The 25,236-nt window shown below is 62.4% G+C and carries 25 protein-coding genes; 6 read left to right on the plus strand and 19 right to left on the minus strand.

What is annotated here, in order from left to right:
- Window positions 1–27: 27 nt before the first annotated feature.
- The 3 genes from P7228_RS02030 to glmS all read right to left on the minus strand — a co-directional run bounded on the left by P7228_RS02030 (window position 28) and on the right by glmS (window position 4,655).
- Window positions 28–2,382, minus strand: a complete 2,355-nt coding sequence (locus P7228_RS02030) for a putative bifunctional diguanylate cyclase/phosphodiesterase (protein WP_278016563.1) — start codon at window positions 2,380–2,382, stop codon at window positions 28–30.
- A 75-nt stretch (window positions 2,383–2,457) separates the two neighbouring features.
- Window positions 2,458–2,835 carry a GFA family protein gene (locus tag P7228_RS02035; RefSeq protein WP_488350064.1) on the minus strand — a complete coding sequence of 126 codons (378 nt, stop codon included), beginning with the start codon at window positions 2,833–2,835 and terminating at the stop codon, window positions 2,458–2,460.
- Complete coding sequence (glmS, locus tag P7228_RS02040; protein WP_278016564.1) at window positions 2,832–4,655, minus strand: glutamine--fructose-6-phosphate transaminase (isomerizing); 1,824 nt, start codon at window positions 4,653–4,655, stop codon at window positions 2,832–2,834. The genes P7228_RS02035 and glmS overlap by 4 nt, the downstream gene beginning before the upstream one ends.
- Before the next feature lie 227 nt (window positions 4,656–4,882).
- Between glmS and P7228_RS02045 the strand changes: the two genes are divergently transcribed.
- The 3 genes from P7228_RS02045 to P7228_RS02055 all read left to right on the plus strand — a co-directional run bounded on the left by P7228_RS02045 (window position 4,883) and on the right by P7228_RS02055 (window position 8,760).
- Complete coding sequence (locus tag P7228_RS02045) at window positions 4,883–5,884, plus strand: phosphatase PAP2 family protein (RefSeq protein ID WP_278016565.1); 1,002 nt, start codon at window positions 4,883–4,885, stop codon at window positions 5,882–5,884.
- Window positions 5,885–6,063: 179 nt separating this feature from the next.
- On the plus strand, window positions 6,064–7,113 hold the full coding sequence (locus tag P7228_RS02050) for a phosphatase PAP2 family protein (protein WP_278016566.1): 1,050 nt from the start codon (window positions 6,064–6,066) through the stop codon (window positions 7,111–7,113).
- Between the two features lie 105 nt (window positions 7,114–7,218).
- Window positions 7,219–8,760 (plus strand): TadA family conjugal transfer-associated ATPase, encoded by a 1,542-nt coding sequence (locus P7228_RS02055; protein ID WP_278016567.1) that lies wholly within the window; start codon window positions 7,219–7,221, stop codon window positions 8,758–8,760.
- 14 nt (window positions 8,761–8,774) lie between these two features.
- Here the strand turns inward: P7228_RS02055 and P7228_RS02060 are convergent, their stop codons facing one another.
- On the minus strand, window positions 8,775–9,008 hold the full coding sequence (locus P7228_RS02060; protein ID WP_278016568.1) for a hypothetical protein: 234 nt from the start codon (window positions 9,006–9,008) through the stop codon (window positions 8,775–8,777).
- A gap of 118 nt (window positions 9,009–9,126) precedes the next feature.
- On the opposite strand from P7228_RS02060, the gene P7228_RS02065 reads away from it, so the two are divergent.
- Both P7228_RS02065 and P7228_RS02070 read left to right on the plus strand, forming a co-directional pair.
- Window positions 9,127–10,002, plus strand: coding sequence for a DMT family transporter (locus P7228_RS02065; RefSeq protein ID WP_278016569.1), 876 nt, complete (start codon window positions 9,127–9,129; stop codon window positions 10,000–10,002).
- 66 nt (window positions 10,003–10,068) lie between these two features.
- Window positions 10,069–10,200, plus strand: a complete 132-nt coding sequence (locus P7228_RS02070; protein WP_278016570.1) for a hypothetical protein — start codon at window positions 10,069–10,071, stop codon at window positions 10,198–10,200.
- Window positions 10,201–10,294: 94 nt separating this feature from the next.
- Here P7228_RS02070 and P7228_RS02075 read toward each other — a convergent pair whose 3' ends face one another.
- The 15 genes from P7228_RS02075 to P7228_RS02145 form a co-directional block, all read right to left on the minus strand.
- Window positions 10,295–10,900, minus strand: coding sequence for a DUF938 domain-containing protein (locus P7228_RS02075; RefSeq protein WP_278016571.1), 606 nt, complete (start codon window positions 10,898–10,900; stop codon window positions 10,295–10,297).
- Window positions 10,901–10,904: 4 nt separating this feature from the next.
- The gene (locus P7228_RS02080; RefSeq protein WP_278016572.1) at window positions 10,905–12,461 is read right to left on the minus strand and encodes a long-chain-fatty-acid--CoA ligase; all 1,557 of its coding nucleotides are present in this window, start codon (window positions 12,459–12,461) and stop codon (window positions 10,905–10,907) included.
- Between the two features lie 86 nt (window positions 12,462–12,547).
- Window positions 12,548–13,000 (minus strand): ABA4-like family protein, encoded by a 453-nt coding sequence (locus P7228_RS02085; protein WP_278016573.1) that lies wholly within the window; start codon window positions 12,998–13,000, stop codon window positions 12,548–12,550.
- Complete coding sequence (locus P7228_RS02090; RefSeq protein WP_278016574.1) at window positions 12,997–13,986, minus strand: bile acid:sodium symporter family protein; 990 nt, start codon at window positions 13,984–13,986, stop codon at window positions 12,997–12,999. The genes P7228_RS02085 and P7228_RS02090 overlap by 4 nt, the downstream gene beginning before the upstream one ends.
- A 48-nt stretch (window positions 13,987–14,034) precedes the next feature.
- Window positions 14,035–14,727: an NAD(P)H-binding protein gene (locus P7228_RS02095; RefSeq protein ID WP_278016575.1), complete on the minus strand. Its 693-nt coding sequence runs from the start codon at window positions 14,725–14,727 to the stop codon at window positions 14,035–14,037.
- Window positions 14,720–15,889 carry a deoxyguanosinetriphosphate triphosphohydrolase gene (locus P7228_RS02100; protein ID WP_278016576.1) on the minus strand — a complete coding sequence of 390 codons (1,170 nt, stop codon included), beginning with the start codon at window positions 15,887–15,889 and terminating at the stop codon, window positions 14,720–14,722. Before P7228_RS02100 ends, P7228_RS02095 begins: the two co-directional genes overlap by 8 nt.
- A 300-nt stretch (window positions 15,890–16,189) precedes the next feature.
- On the minus strand, window positions 16,190–16,885 hold the full coding sequence (locus P7228_RS02105) for an aspartate/glutamate racemase family protein (protein WP_278016577.1): 696 nt from the start codon (window positions 16,883–16,885) through the stop codon (window positions 16,190–16,192).
- 89 nt (window positions 16,886–16,974) lie between these two features.
- The gene (locus P7228_RS02110; protein ID WP_278016578.1) at window positions 16,975–17,937 is read right to left on the minus strand and encodes an alpha/beta fold hydrolase; all 963 of its coding nucleotides are present in this window, start codon (window positions 17,935–17,937) and stop codon (window positions 16,975–16,977) included.
- Entirely contained in the window at window positions 17,934–18,944 is a 1,011-nt protein-coding gene (locus P7228_RS02115) for an SO2930 family diheme c-type cytochrome (protein ID WP_278016579.1), read from the minus strand. The genes P7228_RS02110 and P7228_RS02115 overlap by 4 nt, the downstream gene beginning before the upstream one ends.
- Before the next feature lie 2 nt (window positions 18,945–18,946).
- On the minus strand, window positions 18,947–20,146 hold the full coding sequence (locus tag P7228_RS02120; RefSeq protein WP_278016580.1) for a parallel beta-helix domain-containing protein: 1,200 nt from the start codon (window positions 20,144–20,146) through the stop codon (window positions 18,947–18,949).
- A gap of 62 nt (window positions 20,147–20,208) precedes the next feature.
- The gene (locus P7228_RS02125) at window positions 20,209–21,684 is read right to left on the minus strand and encodes an NAD(P)(+) transhydrogenase (Re/Si-specific) subunit beta (RefSeq protein WP_278016581.1); all 1,476 of its coding nucleotides are present in this window, start codon (window positions 21,682–21,684) and stop codon (window positions 20,209–20,211) included.
- Window positions 21,684–21,968 carry an NAD(P) transhydrogenase subunit alpha part 2 gene (locus P7228_RS02130; protein ID WP_160607774.1) on the minus strand — a complete coding sequence of 95 codons (285 nt, stop codon included), beginning with the start codon at window positions 21,966–21,968 and terminating at the stop codon, window positions 21,684–21,686. The genes P7228_RS02125 and P7228_RS02130 overlap by 1 nt, the downstream gene beginning before the upstream one ends.
- 19 nt (window positions 21,969–21,987) lie before the next feature.
- Window positions 21,988–22,356: a hypothetical protein gene (locus P7228_RS02135; protein WP_278016582.1), complete on the minus strand. Its 369-nt coding sequence runs from the start codon at window positions 22,354–22,356 to the stop codon at window positions 21,988–21,990.
- Between the two features lie 17 nt (window positions 22,357–22,373).
- Window positions 22,374–23,495, minus strand: coding sequence for an NAD(P) transhydrogenase subunit alpha (locus tag P7228_RS02140; protein WP_278016583.1), 1,122 nt, complete (start codon window positions 23,493–23,495; stop codon window positions 22,374–22,376).
- A gap of 13 nt (window positions 23,496–23,508) precedes the next feature.
- On the minus strand, window positions 23,509–23,631 hold the full coding sequence (locus tag P7228_RS02145; RefSeq protein ID WP_278016584.1) for an aa3-type cytochrome c oxidase subunit IV: 123 nt from the start codon (window positions 23,629–23,631) through the stop codon (window positions 23,509–23,511).
- Window positions 23,632–23,805: 174 nt separating this feature from the next.
- Here P7228_RS02145 and P7228_RS02150 point away from each other — a divergent pair, with 174 nt between their 5' ends.
- Window positions 23,806–25,224, plus strand: coding sequence for a sigma-54-dependent transcriptional regulator (locus tag P7228_RS02150; RefSeq protein WP_278016585.1), 1,419 nt, complete (start codon window positions 23,806–23,808; stop codon window positions 25,222–25,224).
- Window positions 25,225–25,236: the final 12 nt, after the last annotated feature.

The raw sequence follows: 25,236 nt of genomic DNA on the forward strand, positions 1-25,236 counted from the left end.
AGACAGCTAGGTAGCGCATCTGGCGCCTCAGGCGCGGCGCAATTCCTGCGGATCGCGGAACAGGCGGCGGGCATCGGTCGCTGTCATCGGGCGACCGAAGTAATATCCCTGAATCTTGTCGCAGCCGAGCTTGCGGATCAGTTCGACTTCCTCGGCGGTCTCCGCACCCTCTGCGGTCGTCGACATGTCGAGGCTCTGCGCCATCGCCACCACCGCGCGGATGATCGCGAGGCTTTCCGCATTGTTCTGCGCCGCACCCTTCACGAAGGTGCGATCGACCTTGATCGTGGAGAAGCGGAGGCGGCGAATGTAGCCGAGCGAGGAATATCCGGTTCCGAAATCGTCGAGCGCGACCTGGCAGCCCAGCGCCAGGACCTGCTCAAGCGCCGCCCGCGCAATGCTCGCATCGCGCAGGAAGATGCTCTCGGTGACCTCGATCTCGAGCCGCTCGGGGCGCAGGCCGGTCTGCGCGAGGCAGTTGACCACATCCTCGGCGAAATCCTCTTCGAGCAACTGCTCGGGCGAGACATTGACGTTGACCTTCACGTGCTCGGGCCAATTGCGCGCCTCCGTGCAGGCCTTGCGCATCACCCACTTGCCGATCGGCACGATCAGGCGCGTGTCCTCCGCAATCGGGATAAACTTGGTCGGGCTGACGAAACCGTGTTCCTCGCTGTTCCAGCGACTGAGCGCTTCGAAGCTGACGATGCTCGAATCCTGCGCATTGACGACCGGCTGGAACTGAAGGGTCAATTCCTCGCGTTCGAGCGCCTCGCGCAAAGACAGTTCGAGCTGGCGGCGCTCTTCGGCCGAGGCATGCAGGCTCGGGACATAGCCGAAGTGGCCCCCGCGTCCGTTGTCCTTGGCCCGATACAGCGCCAGGTCGGCATTGCGCATCAGTTCTTCGACCGTGCTGCCGTCGCGCGGCCCGATGGCCGAACCGACGCTGGCCCCCACGTGGAGGGTCTGGTCATCGACGCGATAGGGCTTGGAAAGCAGCGTGATCACCTTGTTGGCGACTTCGCTCACGACCTTCTTGTTCGACGCGTCACGAATGACGACGGCGAATTCGTCACCACCCAGGCGACCGCAGAGCTGGTTCTCGCCCATGATCGACTGGAGCCGCTCGGATACTTGCGCGAGCAGCTTGTCCCCCACCTGGTGACCGAGCGAGTCGTTGACGGCCTTGAACCGGTCGAGGTCGATCATCAGGAAGGCGCAAGTGGTCTTCCACTGTTCGGAATAACGTAGCGCTTCGCCCAGGGCCTCGTTCACCTGCACGCGGTTGGGGAGCGAGGTTAGCGTGTCGAACTTGGCCAGATAGGCGATCTTCTCGGAAGATTCGCGCTGCTCGGTCACATCCGAGCCAACACCGCGGAACCCACCGAAGTTGCCATTCTTGTCGCGGATCGGCGTCCCTGAGAGTTCCCACCAGCGCTGCTCGCCGCGGATCGAAACCTTGACCAGCAGGTTGGAGAAATTCTCCTGCGCCTTGATCCGCTCGATCAGGTCATGGAGACTGGGCGGGAGATCCCCGGATTCCCAGTTCTTGCCGCCGATGAGCTCGAACAGCGGTCGACCCTCGGCCTCGGCCTGTTGGCGACCCAGAGCGAAAGCGAAACGCGGCGATACAGCTCTCAAGCGACGCGCCGTGTCGATCTGCCACAACCAGTCAGCCTCGTTCTCTTCGAATTCGCGCAGCAAGAGCGAAACGACTTCTTCCTTCTCGCGCACGCGGCTTTCCGCCATTCGCGAACTGAGCGTCGTGCGAGCGATTTCGATCGAACCGGCGAGCGCCGTGGCCACCATCGCCGTGACAAGGAGCACCATTTCGGGATGGCCCTGGATCGTGAAGTTCACGATCGATGCTGCCCCGACGACCGAAGCGAAGATGAACACGCCCATCGGGGCGGCTGAATAGAACAGGATCGACGCCGCAATCAGTACGGCGAGCGAACTCCACAGGATCACCTGCTCTGCCATGCCCGCCGATGGGGCAAAGGCAAGTGTCGCGACCGACCAGGTGATGGCCGATCCTATCGGTGTAATCAGCGGCCGGCGAAACTCGGTCATCGTGACGCGGCGCCGTTCGGCATCGATCAGGCGAAAATCTGCCAGTCCGCCGCGAATGTGGACGACGCACAGGACTCCGAACCACAAGGCGAGCGAAGCCAGGCTTACGCTGCCAAAGAATGTCCAGACCGTGACAAGCCCCAGCACGATATGCGCTGCCATGCGAATACGCGCATGACGAGCGACAGTGGCCAATTGCAGGCCCCTGAGCCGCGTCCAATCGACGCCATCCGAGTCCCTGAGACCCAGAACGGCGGCAATCGGAATGCTCCCGTCGAGCGTTTCGCGAAGGGTGTCTTCGTTACTCACGCCAATGCGGATAAGCGCCAAAGGTTATCCTGCGGTAAAGCAATCCATTATACGATGGTAAAATTCGCCCTAACGCTAGGATTTCTGCGGGATAGAGGCTGCCGACTGTTCCCAGTTTCGGCCATCGAAAGTAACCGGGCTGGGCTGCCACCCATGACCCTGGTCAAGGCAGTGAAAATTAACGCTCCAGCAATCCGGGTGCGAGCGAGGCTGATAGAAGCTCTTTATCCCGCATTTCCGGCAGAACAGATGTTCGGCCTCGCCCGTACCGAAACGGTAATCCGTGATCTCTGCCTGTCCGCTGAGCAGCTCGAAATCCTCGTGCGACACGAAAACGTGCAGATATCCGGTCATCGTACAGATCGAGCAGTTGCAATCGAGCACTTCGCGCGAGGTTTCGACTTCGGCGCGAAAACGGACCGCGCCACAATGGCAACCGCCCGTGACGATCACTCGACCGTTACCGATTTGGCGAGGTTGCGCGGCTGATCGACGTCGGTGCCCTTCACCACGGCGACGTGATAGGCGAGCAGCTGCACGGGTACGGCATAGACCAGCGGCGCGATCAGCGGGTGCACCTTGGGCATCTCGATGGTCGCCATGCAGCCTTCACCGGCCTCTTCGAGCCCTGCCGCATCGGAGATCAGCACGATCTTGCCGCCGCGCGCCCGGACCTCTTCCATGTTCGATACGGTTTTCTCGAACAGCGGTCCCGAAGGCGCAAGCACCACCACAGGTACCTCGTCGTCGATCAGGGCGATCGGACCGTGCTTCATCTCGCCCGAAGCGTATCCTTCGGCATGGATGTAGCTGATCTCCTTGAGCTTGAGCGCGCCCTCGAGCGCGAGCGGATAATCCTGCCCCCGCCCCAGGTACAGAACGTCGCGTGCCGGGGCGATCAGATGGGCCATGCTGGCGATATCATCGTCATGGTCGAGCGCGGCGTTGAGCGCGGCCGGGGCTTCAAGCAGATGCTTGACCACTTCTTCTTCCTCGACGCGGCTCATCAAGCCCTTCTTCACCGCCATATGCGCCGCGAGCGCGGCCAGGACGGCCAGTTGACAGGTGAAGGCCTTGGTCGAGGCGACGCCGATTTCCGGGCCAGCGTGGGTGGGAAGCAGCAGATCGGCCTCGCGCGCCATCGTACTGGTCGACACGTTGACCACGACGCCGATGGTCTGGCCCGCCGCCTTGCAGTGGCGCAGCGCGGCAAGCGTGTCGGCCGTCTCCCCGCTTTGCGAGATGAACAGCGCAAGCCCGCCATCCTCCAGCACCGGCTCGCGGTACCGGAACTCGCTCGCCACATCGATATCGACGGGAACGCGGGCGAAGTGCTCGAACCAGTATTTGGCCACCATCCCGGCGTAGAAGGAGGTCCCGCATGCAACGATTGTGAGGCGCTTGATCTCCGAAATGTCGAAATCGAGCTGGGGCAAGGCTACCGAATTGTCTGATTGGCGCAGGTAGGATCCGAGCGTCTGCGCGACCACCGTCGGCTGCTCGTAAATCTCCTTCTGCATGAAGTGGCGATAATTGCCCTTCTCCACCGCCGCAGCCGAAGCGCCCGAGGCGCGAATTTCGCGTTCGACGGGTTGGTTTTCGGCGTCGTAGATCTGCGCACCATCGTGCCGGATGACGACCCAGTCGCCTTCCTCGAGATAGGCGATCCGCTGGGTCAGCGATGCCAGCGCCAGTGCATCGGAGCCGAGGTACATTTCGCCCTCGCCATATCCGACGACCAGCGGCGAGCCGAGCCGAGCTCCGACCAGGAGCCCGGGATGTTGACGAAACGCAATTGCCAGCGAGAAGGCTCCGCGCAGCCGGGGAAGCACTTCCCCCATCGCCTCTTCCGGACTCTTCCCGGATTCCACCAGTTGCGAGACCAGGTGCGCAATCACCTCGCTGTCGGTTTCGCTCTCGAATGAGCGGCCGGCCTCGCGCAGCTCATCGCGCAGCGGCTTGAAATTCTCGATGATACCGTTGTGCACGATGGCAACTTCGCCCGTCGCATGCGGGTGCGCGTTCTCCTCGGTCGGGGCGCCGTGCGTCGCCCAGCGTGTGTGGGCAATGCCGATGTCGCTGTCGACCGGGTCTTTCGCCAACGCTTCGACCAGGTTCGCCAACTTGCCTTCGGCGCGGCGACGGATCAGTCGCTCGTTATCGATCACGCAGAGACCGGCGCTGTCGTAGCCGCGATATTCCATGCGTCGCAGGGCGTCGATCAGCCGCTCTGCGACCGGTTCAGTTCCGACGATGCCGATAATTCCGCACATATGATCTCTCGCAATCCTGCAGGGCAACGCGCCCATGGTGGCGCTTTGGTGAACGGTTGCTTGGCTCTAGCCTTAAATTCCGGGCGATCAATCGGCTTTGACGCACTGCCCCCAGCCCCACGCCCGCGAAGCCTGTTTTCGCTGCTCATTCGATCAGGGTTAACGAGTGCTTTAGCTCTTCAGCCTAGGGCGGGATCTTCGGGATCAACTAGGGTTTGCTGAGTTCGATGCACGGTACGGCAAATATCGCGGAGCAAGCCGGGGAGAACCTCCGCCCCGTCCGCCTCAGGAATTTGCGGATTCCGCTCGAGATCGGGATCGCCTTGGCATTCCTCGCCTTCACGCTCGCAGTCTCCAACCTTTACGGTCTGCCCTTCAGCCTGCCGAGTGGAGAGCGCGCCGCATTCGTCGGCGTTCATTATCTCTACCCGCTGATTGGTATCGCGATCTGGGCGGCGATCATGGTGTTCAGCCGGCGCGAGGAAATCGCCGCGACCTTCTTCGTCGCGCTACCCGCCTATGCGCTCGTGCTGCTGTGCCACTTCAATCTCAAGCTGTGGATTCCCCACCTCAACCCGGCGCTGTGGGACGAAACCTATTGGGCGACCGACCAGGCCATTCGCCCCGCCATCGAAGCATCGATGGCAATCCGCACATCGCTCGATCCGGTCATTCCGCTTGAAAGCAATTTCTACATGATCGGCTTTATCGTGCTGTTCTACATCGCTTTCGGCTTCGCCTGCCTCAAGCGTCCCGAGAGCTTCCGCGAACTGGTTCTGGCCGCGATCATCCTGCAGATCATGGGTTCGTTCGCCTATCTGGTCGCACCTGCCCTTGGCCCGTTCCTGTACGAGGCCGGGGTCGAGCCGCCCGCCACTTTGGCGCAGCAATCGATGCTGGCATCCTGGCAGGCGAATGTCGCCGGCGGGGGCGAGTGGATCGCGGCGGAAGGCGGCAGACAGCTCACGGTGGGCCTTGCGGCGATGCCCTCTCTCCATGCCGGTGGGTCGTTCCTGTTCCTGCTTTATGCCCTGCGTCATGCGCGCAAGCTGGCGATCCCGTTCGCGCTCCTGTTTGCCTTCATCTCGCTCGATGCGATAGCGAACCGCTGGCATTACGCGATCGACCTGCCCGTCGGCATGGCGCTCGCCGCCGTCGCCACATGGCTGGCGGTCCGCCTCGTGCGCCGCCGCGATGTCTCCGCCCCGGCGAAATCGAGAACTGCTTGAAAAAGCTTGGCGTTTATCTCTTGTTTACCATGTCGATCTAGACCCGCGGAAGGGGTTGTAGCGGACCGCGGCGACCCGTTGCGAACTGCGTTCATTTTCGGGGGGTTGCATTGATGGACGTTATTGCCGGTCGGATACCGAATTTCGATTTCAAACGTCTGATACCAAGACGCGAAGACGTGCTCATCGTTTCCTTCGTCGCACTCATCGGTGTGGCGATCAATCGCTACGTCGCCAGCATCGGCGGTCCGGACATTCCGTTCTACGCCTATCTTCCAAGCCTGAATTTCTACATTCTGGCTATCATCTCTTACATCTGCGCCGCCGCAAGTTATCTGCTGATCCGCTACCGCCCGACCGAACCCACCAAGTTTCTGATCGGCTCGCCCGAGGCGACGCGGCTGTGGAAGGGTATCGTGATCGGGCTTCCGCCGATCGTGGCGCTCGCCTTCTACATGCCGAGCTTCTCGCTGATCAAAAGCAGCATCCCGCTGATCAACGACTATGGCTGGGACGCCCGGTTCATCGAATGGGATCGCGCGCTCCACGGCGACGATCCGTGGCGGATCCTGCAGCCAATCCTCGGTTTCCCGATCATCACCTCGATTCTCGCCAAGCTGTACCACGCGTGGTTTCTGCTGATCTATTTCGGTTCGATGTACTTCGCTTTCCTCGTCGAGGATCGCCGGCTGCGCTATCGCTACCTGTTCTCCTATTTCGTGATGTGGACCATCGGCGGCATGGCTATGGCCGTCGGCTTCGCATCGGTGGGGCCGTGCTTCCTCGAGCCGGTTTTCGGCAGCACCTACTTCAGCGAACAGATGAGATATCTGTACGCCGCCAATGACATCTATCCGGTCGACGTCCTGGAGGTGCAGCAGGAAATCCTGAACTGGTACGAAACGAAGAACTACGGCCTTGGCCGCGGCATCTCAGCGATGCCGTCGATGCATGTCGCGCTCGCCTTCCTCTTCTTCCTCGGCATCCGCAGGGTGTCCAAGCTGGCAGGTTGGTTCTTCGGGATTTTCGCCTTCCTGATCCAGATCGCCTCCGTGCACCTTGGCTATCACTACGCCATCGACGGTTACGTTTCGATCGTGCTGGTTGGCGGCGTCTGGTGGGCGATGGGCAAGGCGGTTCCCTACATCGTCGCCGAGGAGGGCAACACCTCGTCAAAGGCGCGTGAACCGGGTCTCGTACCGACCTCTGAAGAGACAGCGCTGGCTTAGGAAAAAAATAAGCTTTCCGATTTATTCACCAACCTTCGAGAGGCGCTGTTCGCCATAGAGCGACAAAGCCGAGCTTGAAGAAAGTTTCGTCCTAGGGGGCTTGGAATGACGGCATTTGGCAGGAAGAACGGACCGGGGGGAATGAAGCCCGGCGCACGTCCCTCCTTCGGTGTGGCCAGGCCCATGACGGGCGGCTCAGGCGCTTCTGCCGACAAGGGCGCCCAGGGCGGCGAACAGTTCCCGCCGCTTCCCGATGACGAAAACGCCGCGCCGGTGCCTTCGCCCGCCCCGAGCGGCGGTGGCAACAAGTCGCAAGACGACGCGATGGCGCGCCTGACCGATCGCATGAATGCCGATCATTCCGGTCATTCCGAGGTCGGCGGGTTCGAGGCCAGCGTCCACAAGATCAAGGAGCAGGTGCTGCCGCGTCTGCTCGAACGCGTCGATCCCGAAGCGGCCGCCAGCCTTTCGAAGGAAGAGCTGTCGGAAGAATTCCGCCCGATCATCATGGAAGTTCTGGCCGAGCTCAAGGTCACGCTCAACCGCCGCGAACAATTCGCGCTCGAGAAGGTGCTGATTGACGAGTTGCTTGGCTTCGGCCCGCTCGAGGAATTGCTCAACGACCCGGATATCTCGGATATCATGGTCAACGGCCCCGACCAGACCTATGTCGAAAAGAAGGGCAAGCTGGTCATCGCGCCGATCAAGTTCCGCGACGAACAACACCTGTTCCAGATCGCACAGCGCATCGTGAACCAGGTCGGCCGCCGCGTCGACCAGACCACGCCGCTCGCCGACGCCCGCTTGAAGGATGGTTCGCGTGTCAACGTGATCGTGCCGCCGCTTTCGCTGCGCGGCACCGCGATCTCCATTCGTAAGTTCTCCGAGAAACCGATCACCTTGGACATGCTCAAGGAATTCGGCTCGATGAGCGAGAAAATGTGTACCGCGCTCAAGATCGCGGGCGCTTGCCGCATGAACATCGTCATCTCGGGCGGTACCGGTTCGGGTAAGACGACCATGCTCAACGCCCTGTCGAAGATGATCGACCCGGGCGAACGCGTGCTGACCATCGAAGACGCGGCCGAACTTCGGCTGCAGCAGCCGCACTGGCTGCCGCTCGAAACGCGTCCGCCGAACCTTGAAGGCCAGGGCGCCATCACCATCGGCGACCTCGTCAAGAACGCCCTGCGTATGCGTCCTGACCGCATCATCCTGGGCGAAATTCGTGGCGCGGAATGTTTCGACCTTCTCGCCGCCATGAACACGGGCCACGACGGCTCCATGTGTACGCTCCACGCCAACTCGCCGCGCGAGTGCCTGGGCCGTATGGAAAACATGATCCTGATGGGCGACATCAAGATTCCGAAGGAAGCCATTTCACGCCAGATCGCGGAATCGGTCGACCTGATCGTGCAGGTCAAGCGCCTTCGCGACGGTTCGCGCCGCACAACCAACATCACGGAAGTGATCGGGATGGAAGGCGACGTGATCGTGACGCAGGAACTGTTCAAGTTCGAGTATCTCGACGAGAGCGAGGACGGCAAGATCCTGGGCGAATTCCGCAGCCAGGGCCTGCGCCCCTACACGCTGGAAAAGGCGCGGCAATTCGGCTTCGATCAGGCGTATCTGGAGGCGTGCCTCTAAGGCACCGGGTCGGCCTAGCCGGCAATCACCCTTGGCAGGGCGAGCGCCAGCATACCGCCACCGATAATCATGCAACCGATGAAGATGCTGGTCCACGGGATCCAGCCGACCCTGCGGATGCGTTCAAACGGATCGCGCCGGTTGCGGCGCTTTTCGGCATAAAGCGCCAGGAACGCGGCCAACAGGAATCCGGCACCCCACAGCGCCAAAATGTCGGCATCGCTGGCAAACGTGAGAAATTCGGGCATTGTCATTGCGCCCACGCAAATGGGGAAGCGGATCGCAACGCACAATAGCGCCCTTTGCAGCTTTTGACACACAGGCTACGGCACGGCGGTGAGCGCTCCTGCCCGCCAACGCCCTCTTATGGCACTGTCTCTCCGGCTGGTGGCTGCTGCGCTGCTCGCGCTGCTGCTGGCCCTCGTCAAGCTTGCCTCGGAAAGCGGGCTTGCCCTGCCTGAGATACTGTTCTGGCGGCAGTTGCCCACCATTGCGCTTATCCCTCTCTTCCTGTGGTTACAGAGATCATTGAAGAAGCTGTCGACGCAGCGCCTTCCCCAGCACGGTGTCCGAGCCGCGATCGGGATCGTCGCCATGTCTCTCAATTTCGGAGCAGTGACCCTCCTCCCCCTCGCCGAGGCCACGACATTCGGTTTTACCTCCGCAATCTGGGCCGTAATCCTGTCCGCCATAGTGCTGCGCGAGCGGGTTGGGCTGTGGCGCTGGAGCGCCGTCACGCTCGGTTTTCTGGGCGTCATCATCATTGCCCAGCCGGGCGACGGGCATGTTCCGCTGTTCGGGGCGGCGGTCGCGCTCGCCAGCGCATTCACCATCGCGATCATCTCCATCTACATTCGCGATCTTGCGCAGACCGAGGATTCGATCACCATCGTCTTCTATTTCGCCCTCTTTACGACCCCCTTGCTGACATTGGTCCTGCCCTGGTTCTGGACCGCCAAATCGCCGGAGCAATGGGCCTTGCTGGGCGCCATCGGGCTCGTCGGCCTTGTAGGACAAATCCTGCTCACGGCGGCGCTGCGTTTCGGGCAGGTCGCAAGCGTCATTGTGATGGATTATTCCTCGCTGGTCTGGGCGACATTGCTCGGGTGGGCTGTGTTCGACCGTCTGCCACCGGCCATCACCTGGATCGGCGCGCCGCTGATCATTGGTGCCGGGTTGTTGATTGCCTGGCGCGAACACCGACTGGCGCTGGGCCCCCGCGCCAATCTTGCAAATGGTTAGGAACCGCCACGGTTCTAGGACGTTAACACTGTTCGAACGCCAAAATCGTCCGCAAGGAGAGAACTAATGAACGTCCGCAAGATCATGATCGCCGCCGCGCTCACCGCGATGACTATGTCGGCAGCCGCATGCAACACCGTTCGCGGTGCAGGTCAGGACCTTGAGTCCGTCGCCAACGACGTCGACGAAGCCACCTGAGCAAGATCTCAAAACCGAGCCTTCGAGGTCGCGCTTGAGGGTTAATCGAGAGCCCGTCAGTAATGGCGGGCTTTCTCTTTTCCGGGGTCAGGTGTCACCCCTTGCGGAAGACCAGGATTAAGTTGTTCGCAGGCATTGAAATCCTCGCCGAACGCTCGAATCTGTGGCGCGCAGCCAGCGCGTCGATATCAGCCAGGCGGCGCAATCCCCAAGCTGGGTTACGCGCCCTCAGCCCGGCGTCGAAAGCGAGGTTGCTCGGTACGGTTTCGACGTCGTCTTCCAGGTAGGGCCCGTAGAGTATCAGCGGCGCCGTGCCCTCCAAAACCCGCGCCGCCCCGGCAAACAATCCCTCGGTGGCTTCCCAGGGGCTGATATGAACCATGTTACAGCAGAGCACCGCATCACAAGATGAGACTGGCCAATCCTTGCTTATCGCATCGAGCATGATCGGCTCGCGCAGATTCGCTCCCTGTTGATCTTCGCGCCACGCCGCGATTGAGGACAGCGCGCCGGGATCGGGATCGCTCGGCTGCCAATCGAGCGAGGGAAAACGTCCGGCAAGATAGAGCGCATGTTCGCCAGTGCCGCTCGCTACCTCCAACACGAGGCCGCGCGCGGGCAGCTGCTCGGCCAATACGTCACCAATCGGCACGCGATTGCGCGCCGCTGCAGGCGCTTCTCTCTTGGCACTGCTGGGCATGTGACTAGCTGACCTGCCGCTCCTGCCCTTCCCAATAGGGCTTGCGCAGTTCGCGGCGCAGGATCTTGCCCGACGGATTGCGCGGCATCTCGGGGATGACATCGATCGACTTGGGCACCTTGAATGGCGCGATGCGTTCGCGCGTCCAGGCGATGATATCGCCCGGATCGCATTCGGTGCCGGGCTTGGCGACCACGCAGGCCTTGACCTCTTCGCCCCATCGCTCGCTGGGAACCCCGATCACCGCGACCTCTGCCACTGCTGGGTGGCCATAAATCGCGCTTTCGACCTCGGCGGGATAGACGTTCTCGCCGCCGGAGATGATCATGTCCTTGATGCGGTCCTGGATGTAGATGTAGCCGTCGTCGTCCATGAAGGCGGCATCGCCAGTATGCAGCCAGCCGCCCTCATCGATCGTCTGCGCGGTTGCCTGCGGTAGCTTCCAATAGCCGGGGGTATTGGACGGCGAGTGAATGCATACCTCGCCGATTTCGCCCCGCGGCAGTTCGGTGTTCTCCGGTCCCCGAACCTGGATTTCCACTCCTGGCACCGCCTTCCCGGCGGATCGCATACGGTCATTTCCGGCCAGTTCGTGGTCTTCGGGTGGGAGGATGGAAATCGTGCCCGAGGTCTCGGTCATCCCATAAGCCTGAAGGAAACCGGCGTTGGGCATGGTGCGCACCGATTCCTTGAGCAGCTCAAGCGGCATCGGAGCCGCACCGTACATCAAATATTTGAGATGGCTAAAATCGGTTTCCGGCGCTCGTGGATGTTGCACCACCATCTGCAATGCGGCCGGTACGATGAACATGTGGGTCGCGCCATTCTCGATCGCCTCAAGCACCCCGACCGGCGTGAACTCGGCCTGCACCAGCGCGCGAATGCCGCCGGCAATCGAGATATTGATGAGGCCGGTGCCCCCGATATGCGCGCAGGGCATGGCAACCAGCATGCAGTCGCTCGGCTCGAAGTAGTTCCACGGCAGATCCGCTTCGAGCGCATGGTTGCGCAGGCCAAGCAGGTTCGCATTGGTAAGCACCGCCCCCTTGGGATTGCCGGTCGTGCCCGAGGTGTAGAGCTGCAGCACCGGATCGTCCTCTCCGGCAGGTTCGAATTCGGCCGGGTCGCAGGAAGCGACAAGCGAACGGGCTTGCTCTGCGTGGATCACTTCCGGAGATGCAGGCACCACGTTCGCCACTTTCGTCGCAGTCTCGAGAAACTCCTCGCCGCAGAACACGAGCTTCGCCCCGGTATCCTGCAAGATGTAGGCGACTTCCGGAGGAGCGAGGCGCCAGCCGATCGGCACCATGACGACGCCGTAGCGCGCAGCCGCCATGTAGAGCATGCAATAGAGATCGGAGTTCTTGCCGAACCACGCGATCCGGTCACCCTTGGCCACGCCTCTCGATCGAAACAGTGCAATTATCCGGCGCGAGAGCTCTTCAAGCTCGCCAAAATCGGTAATCCGGCCGTCCTGTTCCAGGGCCGCACCATTGGGCCGTTCGGCGGCCCAGAAGCGCAGGATTTCGTCAAAGGTGATGTATCTGTGATCGCCCTTCATGGCCTCTCCGCAATCTTCCCGTTCCTCAGCGTGAGTTATGACAAGATTCTTGCCCCACCGCCAGCCAAGCCGGTAGGCGCGATAAGCTAGGTCCAGCGACCCAGCGCGCGGGCGCGGCGTTCGCGCACCAAAAGCCACAGGAACAGCCCCAATGGGCCAGCTATGAAAGTCGCCAGCAGGATGGGTGCCTGGACAATCCGCGAGAACTCCTTGGCGTCGGCATCGCGCGCGATCCAGATGCCCACGAAAAGATCGAAGGCGAGATAGTGCGTCCAGCCCACGGTGATCCCGCCATCGCTGGCGAATATCGCCCGCACTCCTTCGATCGAGCTGAAGTTCCCCTGCACCTCTCCGCCAACGGGATCCACGACCCCGGTAACGATCCCGATCAACCCCGCCGCATAGACGAAACACATCAGGCCGACCCCGAGGTAAAGCAGCGATGCCAATACGAACGGCTTCCTCGGGAGAATGATCAGGACCACCCAACAAAGCATGGCGATGAGGTTCACCGCACCGAATATCGCATCCCAGCTCATTCGTTCTCTCCTGTCTCGCTAGATCCGCCGAACCTGCGCCACAGCGCCGCAAGCAAGCTGCCGATAACCACATGATAGAGCGCCGATACTGCGCTCGGCACAGGCGCCAGCGCCGCCTGCATCGGCGTGGCGAACTGCGCGCCAAAGCTCGGCGCCGATGCCAGTGTTGATCCCAGCCCGCTGTTCTGCATCCCGACCTCGATCGAACAGGTTCGCGCCTCCGCTTCGGCGAACCCCAACCACCGCGTGATCAGATAGCCCAGCGCAAAGCCCGTCGCATGCAGCAGGAACAGCGCCACCAGCAGCACGCCGGCATGTTCGATGATCAGCGTCTTGGATTGAGCGATGATTCCGCCGACGATCAGCACCACGCCGATAACCGATGCTAATGGTGAGATAGTCGCGATGCGCGCTGTCGTAGTCGGAAATAGCCGGTTGAGTAGTACTCCGGCGATCACGGGTAGCAACACGACCGTCACCATGCCCCTGAACAGTGCCCACCGATCGATCTCGACGAACACACCGGCGAGCCAGCCGGTGAGCAGCGGGGTGGCAATGATCGCAATCATAGTCGATGCCAGGGTCATCGTTACCGAAAGCGCCAGGTTTGCGCGCGCCAGATAGGTCACGACATTCGACGCGGTCCCTCCGGGACAACATGCGACAAGGATCAGCCCTACAGCCAGCCCGGTCTCGAGTCCGAAGATCGTCGCGAAGCCTACGCCTGCCATCGGCATCACGGTGAATTGCAGGCCCACGCCAGCCGCAACGGCGCGTGGCATCGTGAGGACCCTGCGAAAGTCCTGCGGACTCAACGTCAATCCCATGCCGAGCATGATGACGCCCAGCAGAACGCTCACCAGCGATTGGCCAAAGGGCTGGAAGGTCCCGTCGACCACCCACAGAAAGTGCGGCGGCACGAACCACGCCCAGGCGGAACCCAAGACGGTCCAGAATGCGAACAGGTTCGTCGCTTGGCGGATCAAATGCCCCTCCCCTTCGGGGCATTGCCTAGCCTAGCGCCCGGGTCGTGCCTAGCTGGTGCGGTTGTTCCAGTCGCGCGCGGCGCGGCGGATACCGTCGTTGTCGTGCGGGAACTTGCCCGCCGCCTTGCGCAGCGAGAGCTCGAGCGCGCCCTGCGCCACCATCCTGGCGTCGATCGAGCGATAGGCGCTCTTGGTACCGCGCAGCAGCGGGTCGATCAGCGGGCTGGCGATCTTGGCCAAACCTTCTCCCACCCGGAAGTCGCTCTGCCGCGATCCCTTGAGCAGGCCGGGGCGCAGGATATCGAGGCGCTTCATGCCGACCTTGGCGAGATCGCGCTCAACCTCGCCCTTCACCCGCAGGTAGAAGTTCTTCGACTGCAGGCTCGCGCCGACCGAGCTGATGGTGACCATGCGCTCGCAACCGGCAGCCACTGCGTTGCGAGCCGTCTCCAGCACGAGGTCGTAATCGACCGCACGAAAGGCCTCTTCATCCTTCCCCGCGCGCTTCCAGGTCGTGCCAAGCGCGTTGATGAGGGAGATCGGCCGAACGGTTTTCAGCACCTCGTCCCACTCCGATGGATCGGCGAGGATCATTTCCATCTTCACCCCGTCAGGCACACGGATTTCGCGACGCGAGATCGCGATCAGCTGGATCTGGTCGCTGGCATTGGCCTCCTCGATGATCGAGCGGCCGATCAATCCGGTCGAACCGACCAGCGCGACACGCACCCGCTCAGACATTGGTCAGCCCCTTGGGATATTCGCCGTAGATCACCGCACAACTGTCCATCGCGAACCGGTCGCTCATCCCGGCGATGAAATCGGCGATGATCCGGCTGCGCGCCGGGTCATGCTCCGGCAGCCGATCCTGCCATTCCTGGGGCAGCAAGGTGGCGTCCTGCGAATAGGCCGCGAACAGGCGCGCAACGACGTCGCGGGCGCGCTCTGCGGTGCCGACCTGTTCGGGATGGTAATAGAGCTTCTCGTACATGAACTTCTTCAAACCGCGTTCCTGGACTGCGAGCGCGGGAGAAAATCCGCCTAGCTGTCGGCCCGCGTCACGGACTTCCGCCACCGATCCTATCCCATCGACCTGAACCTTGGTGTGCTCGATCACGTCGTTCACCATCAGGCCGATCTGGTCGCGCACCAGTTCGCGCAACTGGCGATCGCGGGGGACATTAGGAAAGCGTTTTTCGACGGCCCGCCACTGGTCTGCGAGGAAATCGAAGGTCAGCAGGTCTTCGAGGTCGAGAAAACCGGCGCGAAGCCCATCGTCGATGTCGTGATTGTCGTAGGCGATGTCATCCGCCACCGCTGCCACCTGTGCCTCGAGCGAGGGCCATTGATAGAGGTCGAGTGCATAGGCCTCGTCGAGTTCGGCCATCGCCCAGTTCGGCGCCGCGATGGGCCCATTGTGCTTGGCAATCCCTTCGAGCAGGTCCCAGCTCAGGTTGAGCCCGTCATGTTTGGGGTATGGGCTTTCGAGCCGCATGACCGTGCGCAGCGTCTGCGCATTGTGATCGAACCCCCCGTGGCGCTGCATAGCTTCGCACAAGGCCGATTCGCCCGCATGGCCGAACGGCGGATGGCCCAGGTCGTGCGACAGGCACAGGGCTTCGGTCAGGTCTTCATCCAGGCCGAGCGCCCGCGCGATGACCCGGCCGATTTGCGCGACTTCGAGGCTATGGGTGAGCCTGGTGCGATAGTGATCGCCATCGGGAGCGATGAAGACCTGGGTCTTCGAGCGCAATCGACGGAAGCTCATCGAATGGATGATCCGGTCGCGGTCGCGCTGGAATTCGCTCCGTGGCCCACGTGCCCCGCCCCTGTCCTGATCGAACTCACGTCCGCGCGAATTGGCGGGATCTGCTGCGTAGGGGGCCCTGTTCGTCACCTTCATGCGATTAGGGGACCGCCCGGTGCACGACAACGGGAACAATCGGGAAACATCGATCTACTTGATTGCTGGCAGAAAAAGAGCCGCCCTCCCTGTGGGATTGGGCGGCTCTGATGGCCAAACGGCATGCGACCCGAAAGGCCAGAGCGTTCTCTGCGTCGCAGGGGTTGGTTACTGTTGAAACCACTCTGCGCTTGAAAGTTCACTACATCACTTCTGTCGAAAGTGAAGCCGGACTTGTAAAAAATCGACAAGTTGTTGCCGACTGGGGACGACCTGCGCCAAATTGAAACAATTGTTGTTTCAGGCCCGCCCGAGAATCCAGTCCGCGGCCACCCGGCAATGAATGCGGGTCGAGTCGAAAATCGGCAGAATATTGGCGTCGACATCCACGACCATGTCGAGCTCGGTACAGGCAAGGACGATCGCCTGCGCTCCTTCCTGCTCCTTGCGGGTAATAATGGTGCGGAGCGTGCGTTCTGCATCGCGCGTCGCCTTGCCCACCATCAGTTCTTCGTAGATGATCCGGTCGACCGCTTCGACATTGGTCATGTCGGGAGGGAGCAAGTCCACACCATGCGCCACCAACCGTTGCCGGTAGAAGCTTTCGGTCATGACATTGCGGGTCCCGATGAGAGCGGCGCTCTTGCACTCGGCATCCTTCATCGCCTGGCCGACGCAGTCGGCGATGTGGATGATCGGAATATCGATGGCACCGGCGACCTCGTCGTAGGCGCGGTGCATCGAGTTGGCACAGATGATCAGTCCTTCCGCACCGGCCTGTTCGAGCCGCTTTGCGCTGTCGACCAGAACCCGCGCTGCGCGATCCCAGTCGTTGTCCTCGCGCAGGCCGTACAGTTGCTGGAAGTCGAGGCTTTCGATGAGCAGCGGTGCGCTCGCCATCGGACCCGAATTCCGCTGAACGATCCGATTGATGTTGTCGTAGTACATGGCGGTCGAGACCCAGCTCATACCCCCGATCATGCCCAATTTGCGCAACGCCGTTCCCTCTTCCTTCACTCACTCCCCACAGCCAGCCTAGCGGGGCGGGCCCGACAGCGTCCATAGGCTCCGGAAAATCGCCTGATTTATTGCTGTTCGTTGCTTAACGGCGCGGTAGCGAGCCAGTTCCGCAGATCGCGCGCGCTGCGATCGGCGGCTTCTTCCTGCGGCAAATGGCCGATCCCCTCGTATTCGATGAGCGTGCTGTTGGGGAGATGTTTGTCGAACCAGCGGCCCGCCTCGACCGGAATGAGGCGATCTTCGGTGCCCCACAAGATCAGCGTCGGCACGCCTATTGCCCCGATATCGCCCGCATCGAATGCCTTCCACCCGCGATTGAAGCGGATCCGGGTCGCCTCCCGATTGCCGGGATAGCGCGCCAGTTCCCAGTAACGATCGACCGCCTCCGGGGTGACGACAGCCTGGTTCGACACGCTTTGGGAAAGGCTTCGCTCGACCAGCGAGCGAGGCAGAAACTGGCTCATGAAACTGCCGACACCGGGCATCGCGGCCAGTTTGAATGCCAGGTTTCCCCCGCCATCGCGGTTGATCGGCGCACCGCCGGGATCGACCAGCACCATGCCAAGCAACCGCTCGGGATGCGCCATCGCATAAGCGACGGTGTGGCTCCCGCCCATCGAGTTGCCGGCGAGGACAAAGCGGTCGAGCCCAAGGCGTTCGGCAATGGCGTCGATATCCGCGACATAGCCCTCGATCGTGTAATCGCCCTGCGGATCGCTGCCGGTCAGGCCATGCCCCACCTGGTCGAAACGGATGACGCGATAATCCCCTTTCAATGCTTCAGCCCAGGGCTGCCAGGTGTGAAGATCCGCATTCGATCCGTGGAGCAGGACTATCGGCAGGCCGTCCTGCGGCCCCTCGTCGCGCAGATGGATCACGGCACCGGTCGCGACACGCACGAATTGCGAGGGCGCGCCACCATACTTGTCGCGCATCTCGGCCGGGTCGGTGTCCGGCACTCGGAAAATGAGGAAAGCCACCAGCAAGATCGCAGCGATCACGCCAAGGATCTTGCCCAGCCGCTTCATCGCTTCATCTCCGCGATCCAGCGCCGCACGATTTCGACACCATCCTTGTCGATCGTGCCCTTGCCCATCTCGGGCATGGCGACGCCGGGTTCGAGCGAGCCCATGCGGTAGGCGAGGATCGAATTATCCGGTTCACCCGGGACGATGCTGAACTCATGCCCGCCAGCACCGCGTCCCGCAGCAACGGGCCGCTTGAAGATGCCGATGGCGTGCGGATCGTCCTGTTCCCAGCGCAGGTCGAGGCCCGAGTTCGAAGCGGTTGCACCGGGCCTGTGGCAGTGCGCACAATTGACATCGAGATAGCCGCGCGCCGCAGCCTCGGTCGGGGTCTCGCTACGCTCTTCCCACAGCGGCAGGCGCGTCGCGAGTTCGGGCGCCTGGTCGAGCATGCCTAGCGCTACGTATTGATCGAGCCACTCCGACGACAGGTTGCGCGCCTTGGGCCCGATCAGGACAACCTGCCCGTCGAGCCCGTGACATTCCTTGCACTGGTTCTTGTTGGGTACGCGGTAGCTGATCGTTTCGCCCCACGGGGTCGTTACCGGTAGGCGCGCACCGGCAACCACCAGCTTTGCCTCGGTCTGCTCGTCATTCCACTGATAGGGCAAGGCGACCCAGCCGTCGGCGCGGCGCAGCAGCACGCGCGTTTCGATGAGGCGCCGATCTTCTCCGTCACCAAAGGCGAAGGTCTTGATCAGCGCGCTCCCGACCGGGAAGTCGATCAGGCCCTCGCCATTCGCGGTGGCCTGCTGGCCGACGGGAACATAGGCGAAGCGCAGCTTTTCCGCTCCGTCCGAGAACAGCGGGGTATTGAGGCGATAGGGAACCACGCGCGGACTTGGCGCCTGCTTTGCCGGATCGGTGAAGAAACCGAACTCCGACAGCGTCCGCGGCAAGCGATCCTCCATGATCGCGGCATCGTTGACCGTGTGAGGGACGGTCGCGCGCACCGACACCGCGCCCAGCAAGGTCAGGCCTGCCAGCAAGAGGAACCAGTCTTTCTTCATCCTCAGATCCGCTGCGACAACGCCTCCGGGGCACCCGTGACCTTGGCCGCGCCGGAATTGTCGCCGAGCGGTACCTCGAGCGGCCCCGGCTGCGCATCGGCATCGCTCGCGCCCAGCTGGGGCAGGTTGAGCGACCAGCCGGGCGTGCCCTCGACCACCAGCAGCGCTGGCGTGGCGCCATCGCCCAGACCGTCCCACATGACCGCGGGCAGCGCCCCGCCAAAGGCCGCGATCAGCATGTCCGACCCGGCCAGGTCGGGCCTTGCGCCACCGCGAACATAATGGTTTTGGCCCACCACCACGCCGCGCGGATAGGGGTTGTAACGCTCGTCATCGTAGCTCTGGGTATAGGACACGACCATCACCTGCGCGGTGTCGTTGTCCGACAGGACATTGCCCTCGATCAGGACATTGTCATTCGCCATCACCAGAATGCCCGTGCCGCGCCTGACCCCGCCGACGATATTGCCGGGAGGGGCGAAGTTGTCGACGTCGTTGGTGGCGACGAGGTTGTTACGCACGACCACGTCGCCGCCGCCCATCACCGGCAGCCCGGGCAGGTCGAACACCAGGATCCCGCCGGTGTTGTGGATCGCGAGGTTGCTTTCCACCACCGCGTTGCGGCTGTTCTCGATCTCGATTCCGGCGACATTGTATTGCGCTATTGAGTTGCGGACAGTGATGTCCTTGCTCTGCCCGACATAGATCCCCGCGTCGGACGCGCCCGACACGACCACGCTGTCGACCAGCACGCCGGTGCTTTCGACCGGGTAGATCGCGTAGGCTCCGTTCGAGCTCCTCGGCCCGGCGGTCCAGGTCACCCGGATCTTGTGATAGACGATGTTGTCGGCGCCCTTGGACTTGATCCCGTCGCCCTTGGGATTGTCGATCCCGAAATCGCGCAAGGTGACGTTGTCGGACGTCACGAGCAGGCCCTCGCCCGCGTCCTGCTGCGCAGTGAAATCGAGCACGCTGGCGTCCATTCCTGCACCGCGAACGGTCACGCCATCAACATCGAGGCTGAGCCCGTCAGTCAGCGTGAAACGGCCTGCGCCCAACACGATCTCGTCGCCCGGTTCGGCAAGGATCAGCGCTTCCTGCAGCCGTTCCTGCGCGCCTTCTCCGGGGGCGACATTGTGTGTTTCGGCCAGGGCAGATGCGCTGGCGGCGAGTGCGGCAATCGTGGCCGCTGTTGTCAGCATCCTCATGGGTTTCATGCTGCTACTGACAGAGATGTAAGTCAATTGCCGATCTGGCAACGACCTCAATCGAGCGATTTGACGATTTCCTCGACCATCTTCTTGGCATCGCTGAGCAGCATCATCGTCTGGTCCATGTAGAACACGTCGTTGTCGACGCCGGCATAGCCCACCCCGCCCATGCTGCGCTTGATGAAGAACACCTGCTTGGCCTTGTCGACGTCGAACACCGGCATGCCGTAGATCGGTGAGGACTTGTCAGTCTTGGCAGCCGGATTGACCACGTCGTTGGCGCCGATGATGAAGGCGACGTCGGCCTGGGCGAACTCGCTGTTGATGTCCTCCAGCTCGAACACCTTGTCATAGGAGACGTTCGCCTCGGCCAGCAGCACGTTCATGTGCCCGGGCATGCGGCCCGCCACCGGGTGGATGGCGAACTTCACGTCGACGCCCTTCTCCTCGAGGATGTCGGTCATCTCGCGCAGGGCATGCTGCGCCTGCGCCACCGCCATGCCGTAGCCGGGGATGACGATAACCTTCTCGGCCTGTTCGAGCATGAAGGCGGCATCTTCCGCGCTGCCGCTCTTGTAGGGGCGCTGCTCGCCCCCGCCCCCGCCCTGCGCGCCGTCCTCGGCACCGAAGCCGCCCGCGATAACCGAGATAAAGCTGCGATTCATCGCGCGGCACATGATGTAGCTCAGGATCGCGCCCGACGAGCCGACCAGCGCGCCGGTGATGATCATCGCGGTGTTGCCGAGCGTGAAGCCCATCGCCGCCGCGGCCCAACCCGAGTAAGAATTGAGCATCGACACCACGACCGGCATGTCCGCCCCGCCGATCGGGATGATCAACAGGAAGCCGATTGCGAAGGCGAGCACGGTCAGGCCGACGATCAGCGGGAAAGTCTCCTCCGGTCCCGTTGCCATTGCGAACAGCGCAGTCAGCACGATGATCGCGACCAGGGTGCCGAGGTTGATCACATGCCGCATCGGCAGCAGGATCGGCGCGCCGCTCATCTTGCCCGACAGTTTGGCGAAGGCGATCACCGAGCCCGAGAAGGTAATCGCACCAATGGCGATGCCGAGCCCCATTTCGATCTTGGAAACGGCGCTGATCTGCATCGGTAGACTGTAGTCCGTGCCGATTGTGTCCATCGGGACCAGCAGGCCGAATGCACCCGGGTTGAGATAGGCCGCCCAGCCCACCAATACCGCAGCAAGGCCCACCAGCGAGTGGAACGCCGCGACCAGTTCGGGCATCTGTGTCATCGCGATGCGGCGGGCGACCACCAGGCCGAACGCGCCGCCGATAAAGATCGCCACGCCGATCTCGACGATATTGGCAATGTCATGCGTCACCAGCGTCGTCACCACCGCGATCAGCATGCCGAGCATGCCGAAGCGATTGCCCGCGCGGCTGGTAGCCGGGCTCGAAAGCCCGCGCAGCGCGAGGATGAACAGCACGCCGGCTACGAGATAGGCGACCGCAACCCAGGGATTGACAGTGCCGACCTCGGCACCTGCGGCAAGAAGGGAGAACATCACTTCTTCTCCTTCTTCTTGTACATCGCCAGCATGCGCTCGGTTACCGCGAACCCGCCGAAGATGTTGACGCTCGCCAGCACCACGCCCGCCAGCCCGAGCCACTTGGCAAGCGGACTACCGGCCTCGGCTGCCGCGATCAGCGCGCCGACGATAATCACCGAAGAGATCGCATTGGTCACCGCCATCAGCGGCGTGTGCAGCGCGGGCGTGACCGACCAGACTACGTAATAGCCGACGAAACACGCCAGCACGAAGATCGAGAGGATCGAAATGAAGTCCATGATTACCCTTCGTGTTGCATCAGCTCGGCCGCTCTTTCAGCAAGCGCTCGATGGAATTGAGGTGTGTATCCAAAGCCCGCCCGTTCTCGTCGAGCTTTGCCAGCGCCTCGGCAGAGTCGGTTTCCGGACAGTCGATGTCCATCCTGGAAAGCAATTCGTTCACCTGGGCCTCCACCGAGGCAAACAGTCTACCGCGCGGCAATCCGTTAGCCTGGACCTTGAGGTGATGGTAGCGCGCCTTGCCTTTCCGCCAGGGCGATAGCGCAGCTTCGTCGGTGCTGTAGGCGCATCCATCGCTGACGATCCAATATGCAGCTTCGATCTCCGTTCGGAGCTTGGAATCATGCGCGTTGGCCGAGCACGCACCGAGGGACAACAGCATCAGCAAGCTGCCTGCGCCCAGCCTCACCCATTCAGCCTCTCGTTGACGATCTCACCGCCCTTGGTCAGCCGCACGGCATCACCGATCTCCTCGTCGAGGACCGGCTTGCCTGCTTCCTTGTCCCAGAAGGCGGAGAGGAAGTTGTAGTGGTTGCGCGCGAACAGCGCCGAGGCGTCCGCAGCGAGATGGCCGGGCGTGTTGGCATAGCCGATGATCTTCACGCCGTGCTTCTCGACCACCTGGTCGGCCTGCGAGCCCTCCACATTGCCGCCTTGCGCCACGGCGAGGTCGAAGATGACGCTACCTGGCTTCATGGTCGCGATCTGCGCGTCGCTGATCAGCCGCGGCGCGGCGCGGCCGGGGATAAGCGCGGTGGTGATGACGATGTCCTGCTTGGCAATGTGGCTGGAGACCAGCTCTGCCTGAGCCTTCTGGTACTCCTCGCTCATTTCGGTGGCGTAGCCGCCCGAACCTTCGCCCTCGATTCCCTCGACGCTCTCGACGAAGATCGGCTTGGCGCCCAATGACTGAATCTGCTCCTTGGTCGCGCTGCGCACGTCGGTGGCGCTGACCTGCGCGCCGAGCCGCTTGGCCGTGGCAATCGCCTGGAGGCCGGCGACGCCGACACCCATCACGAAGACGCGCGCGGCCTGCACCGTGCCGGCTGCGGTCATCATCATCGGAAAGGCGCGGCCATACTCATTGGCTGCCGCAAGGACGGCCTTGTACCCGGCTAGGTTCGACTGGCTGGAGAGCACATCCATGCTCTGCGCGCGGGTGATCCGCGGCATGAATTCCATGCTCAATGCCTCGAACCCCGCATTGGCATAGGCCTCGACCCGCTCCTTCTGCGCGAAGGGATCGAACAGCGCGGCGACCCATGCGCCCGGCTTTGCCCCCGATAGCGTCATGACGTCAGGCGCCTGGATGCCAAGGACGATATCGGCGCCCTCGACCGCCTTGGATGTGGTCGCCAATTCTGCACCCGCCTCGCGATAGGCCGCATCCATGATCGAGGCGCCTGTTCCGGCCCCTTCCTCGACGGAAACTTGCGCGCCGAGGGCGATGAACTTCTTCACCGTTTCGGGAGTCGCGGCAACGCGCCGCTCATCCGCAGCGCGTTCCTTCAAGACAGCAATCTTCAAGATTATCAGTCGCTTATTCAGCGATGAGCATGATGACGATCAAGGTGATGATCGCGATAATCGGAACGGACCATTTCAGCCAGCTGATGAAGCCGCCATAGGTTTTTTCCGCCGATTTCATATCCTGCGAAGCCATGTGTATTCCCAATCCCTGTCAAACCAGTGCTTTTGCGTGGTCTATCGCGCAACTGCGGGTTTCTCAAGTGACCATCCGGGCCTGAATTGCGATGGATTTCGAACAGCCTTAATCGGGTCTTTACTCCTCGCCGGTAAATCTTGCCTCGTTTCACAACGGGACGGTTCGGGATAGATGGCGACGACAGACCAGCGCCTTTTGATGCTGATCGACGATGAACCGGCGCAAAGCCGGCTTATCTCGGCGCTCGCCGCCCGTGAGGGTTGGCGAACCATCGTCGCTGCCGATTCGGAAACCGCGATCGCGATGCTCGGGACGCGTGAAGGCATGCAGCTTTCCGCGATCATCCTCGATCAATGGGTGCCGGGCGATGATGCCTGCGCGCTGATCGAGGAACTCAAGGCGCGCCGCCCTGCCCTGCCGATCCTGATGCTGACCACCAGCGCCTCGCCGCTGCTCGCGGTCGAGGCCATGCGGGCCGGCGCGACGGACTACCTGATCAAGCCGGTCGCTCCCGATCGCCTGATGGAAGCGCTGCGCGCCTCGACCGAACGCGCCTCGCCGCAGGACGAGCTCCAGCCGCTGACCGAGAAGATGCATGCCGCGCTCGATTTCGACGCGATGATCGGGACCGCACCCAAGTTCCGCACCGCGCTGGCCCAGGCGGCCAAGGCGGCGCGCGGCCACGGCCATATCCTGATCGAGGGCGAAAACGGCACCGGCAAGGAAATGCTGATGCGCGCGATGCATGCAGCCAGCCCGCGGGCCAAGGCACCGTTCCGCATCATCAACATCGGCGGCGTGCCGAGCAATTCGATCGAATCCGTCCTGTTCGGCCACGAACCAAACGCCTTTGCCGGAGCCTTCGACCGCCAGATCGGTGCCTTCCAGCATTGCGATGGCGGCACGCTGGTGCTCGACGAGATCGACCGGTTGACCGAGAGCCTGCAGGCGCAATTGCTCGAACTGATCAAGACCGGCATCGTCCGCCCGCTCGGCGCGAGCCACGGCTTCCGGATCGACGTTCGCCTGCTCACCGCGAGCAATTTCGAGCTCGACCAGCTCGAAGCCAGCGGCAAGTTCGACCGCGAGCTGCTCTCAGCCCTTGGCGCGACCACGATCAAGCTGCCGCCACTGCGTGAGCGCACCGGCGACATCTCCGCGCTGACCCGCCACTTCCTCGCCCGCATTGGCGAACAGCCGGGCCTGCGCCACCTTTCGATCAGCGACAGCGCGCTCGCGCTGCTGGCCGCCTACGACTGGCCGGGCAATGTCCGCCAGCTCCAGTCGGTGCTGTTCCGGGCCGCGGTCTATTGCGACGGGGAAACCCTGACCGGGGAGAGCTTCCCGCAACTGAGCGAACTGCTCGGCGAGCCGCAGGAAGCGACCAACCCGATGCACGAAGGCGTCGGGGTGATGCTTTATACCGAAGACGGCAATCTGCGCCCGCTCGAGGAGATCGAGGCCGACGTCATCCGCCTCGCCATCGGCCACTATCGCGGACGCATGACCGAAGTGGCGCGCCGACTCGGGATCGGCCGCTCGACGCTCTATCGCAAACTGAGCGACCTCGGCATCGACAACGCCGCATGACCGCAAAGATCC

This window comes from Altererythrobacter sp. CAU 1644 (genome assembly GCF_029623755.1).
GTDB lineage: Bacteria > Pseudomonadota > Alphaproteobacteria > Sphingomonadales > Sphingomonadaceae > Erythrobacter > Erythrobacter arenosus.